At 33.9% G+C, this 230-nt stretch carries 1 protein-coding gene; it reads right to left on the reverse strand.

What is annotated here, in order from left to right; genetic code table 11:
• Nucleotides 1-19: 19 nt before the first annotated feature.
• Entirely contained in the window at nucleotides 20-187 is a 168-nt protein-coding gene (locus tag V7183_RS18355; RefSeq protein ID WP_097898596.1) for a DUF3933 family protein, read from the reverse strand.
• Between the last annotated feature and the right edge of the window lie 43 nt (nucleotides 188-230).

Below are 230 nucleotides of genomic sequence, written 5' to 3' on the forward strand. Positions count from 1 at the left end.
TTCCTGTATTTACTTTTAATTAAGGATAATCCAATCCTTCCGCTTCTTTAGCAGTAACAACTACATATCGCTCTCCTGTCCTAAGTCCTAGTAACTCTGCCTTCTCAATTGCTTCTTGCTTCGTTTCTGCATAAGCTGCTAAATATTTAGTCCCTTCAATTACTTGACAAATAACATACTTTTTCATACTTTCTCTCCTTTTTCAATACATACTCTGTTACTTTTTTCAT

Source organism: Bacillus sp. JJ1127, from assembly GCF_036965845.1.
Taxonomy (GTDB): Bacteria; Bacillota; Bacilli; order Bacillales; family Bacillaceae_G; genus Bacillus_A.

Coding starts and splice junctions, on each gene's coding strand:
- V7183_RS18355 (WP_097898596.1), bottom strand. CDS start 187: ATGAAAAAGTATGTTATTTGTCAAGTAATTGAAGGGACTAAATATTTA.